The sequence below is a fragment of the Streptomyces flavofungini genome, assembly GCF_041028215.1.
In the GTDB taxonomy this organism is placed as follows: Bacteria; Actinomycetota; Actinomycetes; order Streptomycetales; family Streptomycetaceae; genus Streptomyces; species Streptomyces flavofungini_B.
Window position 1 is genome coordinate 1 of record NZ_JASKYR010000834.1, and the last position, 4,207, is coordinate 4,207.

The 4,207-nt window shown below is 76.0% G+C and carries 3 protein-coding genes; 2 read left to right on the forward strand and 1 reads right to left on the reverse strand.

The genetic code is table 11. The features are described from left to right. Together AB8Z36_RS35215 and AB8Z36_RS35220 are read left to right on the forward strand one after the other, a co-directional pair. A partial coding sequence (locus tag AB8Z36_RS35215; protein ID WP_369217459.1) for a hypothetical protein occupies window positions 1–2,276 on the forward strand: 2,276 nt, incomplete at its 5' end. Then, window positions 2,273–3,583, forward strand: coding sequence for a hypothetical protein (locus AB8Z36_RS35220; RefSeq protein WP_369217460.1), 1,311 nt, complete (start codon window positions 2,273–2,275; stop codon window positions 3,581–3,583). The genes AB8Z36_RS35215 and AB8Z36_RS35220, both read left to right, overlap by 4 nt. 45 nt (window positions 3,584–3,628) lie before the next feature. Here AB8Z36_RS35220 and AB8Z36_RS35225 read toward each other — a convergent pair. After that, a partial coding sequence (locus AB8Z36_RS35225) for a pyridoxal-phosphate dependent enzyme (RefSeq protein ID WP_369217461.1) occupies window positions 3,629–4,207 on the reverse strand: 579 nt, incomplete at its 5' end.

Sequence of the window (4,207 nt, forward strand, 5' to 3'; positions counted from 1 at the left end):
GGGCCGACGCCGCCGCCGAACAGGTCCACGACGCCGAGCGCTACCGCCAGCTCGCCCAGAACGCCCAGCTCCGCGGGGTCGCCCTCGGCGAACTCCAGGAACTGGCGGGCGCCGACGACTGCTTCACCAGCGCGACCGGGCTCTGGTCCGAACTGGGCTACCTCGCGGGCGAACCCGAGTGCCACTACCTGTACGCCCGCTTCCTGCTCCGCGACAGCATGGACCTCACCGCCGCCCACCCCCTCCTGGAGCCCAAGGAGGCTCCGGGCCAGGACCCGGAGTTCGCCCTGCGCCTGATGCTCCTGGCCCTGGAGTGGGCCCAGCGCTCGGGCAAGCCCACGGCGGTGAGGACCGTGCCGCTGCCCTACGAGGAACTGCCCGCCCTGGTCCGGCCCCTGCACGCCCTGTGCAGCGTCGCGACCCTCGCCGACGAAGGACCGCCCGACAAGCCACTGAAGCGCCTGGTGGCTGCCCTGAAGGAGGTACGGCCCGCCGAGGCCAGGCTCGCCACTCTGCGCGACCTCGTCGACAACCCCGTACTGAAGGGCAAGGTGCCCTGGCCGCTGCTGCGCCCATTCTTCGGGATGCGGGCCCGCCGCGGCGACCCCGACGACGCCCTGGGCGGGCTTCTGATCGCCGAGGTACGCGGTGAGGCGGACCCGGCGGACCTCGCCCGCATGGCAGGCACCGTCGTCGAACGCCGGGAGGCGGGACGGCTCGTGGTCTGGCGGTGCGCGCGCGTCGCCGCCCGCCTGAACCAGCCGGAGCTGGCCCTGCGGCTCCTCGACCGGGTGCCGTGGGAGCAGCGGCCGCCGGTGCCCAGCGGCACACCCCGCGTCCCCCACGCCCCGCTGGCGCTCGCCGCGCTGGTGCTGCGCGCCGGGATCGACCCCGACCGCACGGCGGCCGAGGCGGCGCTCGACCGGGCCATCAAGCTCGCCGAGCGCGGCGAGGGCAGCGCGCGCAGCGTCCCCGTACAGCTCTCGGACTGCGCCCGGCGCATCCGGGTGCCGGGTGTGCGGGACCGGGTGCGCGAACTCCTGGCCGACATGGAGCGTCCCGCCCTGCTCGACGCCGACGTCCCCCCGGGCGACCTGCGGCTCTTCCACGACTGGCCGGGTGAGCGGAGCCTCACGCTGCGGGCCAGGCCGGACATCGACCCGGTGGACGACCAGGCCTCGCCCGACCCGGCGAAGCTCGCCACCTGGCACGCCGACATGTGGCAGCTCCGCACCGCCCTGAGCAGGCCGGAGAAGCGGCGCCCCCGGTGCGTCCGCCTGGAGTCGGAGGACCCCGTCGCCCACGCGCTGCCCTGGGAGATGACCCTTCAGGCCGCCCTCGACGAGATGGGCGTGCGGGACCAGCCGGTGCTCTACCGCACCCTGCCCACCGCCGCCCGCCGCGTGGACGCCTGCTGGCTCCAGCTCGCCCTCAACCGCCGGTTCGGGCTCGGCATCGACGTCGACGGCATCGTGGGCCCGCAGACCCGTGAGGCCCTCGCCCTGCTCCAGCCCGGCGCGCTGACCGCCGAGTGGCCGCTGGTGGACGACGCGACCCGGTGGGAGCTGCAGCGGCTCGCCCCCAGCCTGCCGGGGACCCGCAAGGTCCTGGTACTCAGCGCGAAGCAGGACGAGAGCTCGGTGCCGCTGTCGTACTGGCTGCGGGGCAGGCGGCCGCTGCTCGGCCGGTTCCCCGTCAAGCTCCTGGTGGTGGAACCGGAGACCGACCTGGCCAAGCGCCTGGCCTCGCCCCCCGAGGAGGTCGACATCCTGCATGTGGCCGCGCCCTTGCGCCAGCGCGACGGCATGCCCTATCTGGAGCTTTCGCCCGCCGGGCACGCGCGCAGGCTCGCCAGCAAGGCCCGCGGCTCGGACCTGTTCCCGGTGCAGCTCTCGCGCTGGCTCGCCGGGTTCGAGCCGGGGCGCCGGCCGCTGATCGTGCTCGATCCGCCGTGTCCGGGCTCGGAGGTGGACATCCACGTCCAGCTCACGCTGCGCAACCTCTTCGCGGCGCATCTGTTCCGGCTCGGCGACTGCCCGGCCGTGGTGGGCACCGGCCTCTTCCCCGAGGGCGGCCTCGAACACGTCATCGGCTTCTACCAGTCGCTCTCGGACCAGGACCCGGTGGCGTACGCCGTACGGAAGCTGCGCACCCCCTCCGTCCCGGTCGCCGGGGACCGCGGGGTCGCCTTCGTGGACGACGACGACGCCCGCCGGGCCACGGCCCTGTACGCGGCCGGGTCCTCGCTCCTCCAGCGCCCGATCGGGGAGACGTGAACAGCGGCCCCCAGGACGCCGTCCTCGGGCGGCTCCTGGACGGGCTGCGCGACGAACTGGCCTCCTGGCGGGCGCTCACCACCCGGCGCGCCCCCCGGTCCGGTGCCCGGAACGCTCCGCCCCCGCTGGAGAAGCACCACAGCCAGCTCCTCGCGGTGGAGGTGATGCTGACCGAGGGCCTGAGCGACGCGCGCGCCCGGCTCGCGGCGGGCGAACGCTCGGGGCTGCCGGTCCTCGTCCTCGACCTGCACCACGTATGGGACTACTTCCGTTCGAAGTTCGCGCTGCGGCGGATGACGGAGTACCGCGACTGCCTCGACGCCGCCGACGAGATCGCCTGGTCCTGCTACGAGGCTCCGCTCACCGTCGCGCTCGGCGTGGAGGGCACGCCGGCCAAGGAGCCGCCGCTGGTCTCCTTCAGCCGCGAGGCCGCGCCACGGGCCCACCGGCGCGGGGGCCAGTACCGCGAGCTCCTCCCGCGCGGCGGCATCCACACCAGCGAGGGCGCCCGCCTCGCCCGCAGCCTGCCGTTCCCCGTCATCGACATCCCCTGGTACTACGGCTCGCACCTGCCCGCGCTGCTGACCGTCGCCCACGAGGCGGGCCACCACATCGAGGACGACTTCGCCCTGACGCCCGAGATCGGCCGCCGCCTCGCGTCCGCCGCGCTGCCCCCGGAGGAGCTGCCGAGGTGGCGGCGCTGGGCGGGGGAGGTCTTCGCCGACGTGTGCGCGACGCTGGTGTGCGGGGCGGCCTACCCCGGAGTGCTCGCCGAGGTGCTCGCGACGCTGGGCCCCGGGGAGACGGCGGCGGACGCCGCCGGGCCGGGGGAGCATCCGCCGCCGGACGTCCGTACGGGTGTCTGCGCGGCCGTGCTCGCACGGGTCGGCGCGGACACCGGCCCTGTGCCCCCGGGCCCGGACACGCCCTGCCGGGCGGGCTACGCCGAGGTGGCACGGGCCCTCCTCGACGGCGGGTACGAGCGGCTCGGCGGCCGGAGCCTGCCCAGGCTCCTCTGCCCCCGGCCACGGCCCGACGCCGACCCGGAGTACGCGGGCACGGTCGAGGCCGGTCTGCTGCTCTCCGGCATGCCGACGGGACATCCCCGCATCCCCGGCGTCCTGGCCGCCGCGTCCCTGGCCTTCCTCATGGACCCCGGGGAGTACGAGAGCCGTGCCGTCGGTGCCCGGGCCGTCGCCGAGGCCCTCGCCCTGCGCCCCAGGGGAGCCCGCCGGGCCCCGGACACGGCCGCCCGCCCGGACGCGGCGGCGGCCGGACGCCGTCTGCTGAGCGCCTTGCGGCAGTAGGTCCGCAGCGGGGCCGCCGCACGGCGGTCCCACCCCTGCCCGCCGTCAGCCGCCCGACGCGCTCGCGAGACCCGTCTTCGCTCCCGCCCCGCAGAGCGGGACCACGGCCGTGCGTCCGCCGAGCGCGCCCTCGCGTACGGCGGCCCAGCAGGCCACGCCTGTCGACTCGACGTAGAGGCCGCGTGCCGCCAGGTCGAGCTGGGCCGCCGCGATCTGGTCCTCCGTCACGGTCAGGAAGGTGCCGCCCGAGTCCCGCACGGCGCGCAGGATCTGCCGTGCGCGGGGCGGCCGGGGGACCGCGATGCCCTCCGCGGCCGTGGCCGCCGCCGGGGTCTCGCCCACCAGGTCGTCGGCCCCGGCCCGCCAGGCGTCGGCGAGCGGCGCGACCGCCGCGCACTGCACCGCGTACAGCGCGGGCGCCTTCGCGATGAGACCGGACGTGTGCAGCTCGCGCACCGCGAGCGCGGCGCCCAGCAGCAGCGTTCCGTTGCCGACGGGCACGACGAGGACATCGGGCAGCCGCCCGCCCAGGTCCTCCCAGAGCTCGTGGACGTAGGTCTTGGTGCCCTGGAGGAAGTAGGGGTTGTGCACGTGGGAGGCGTAGAAGACCCCGGGCTCGTCGGC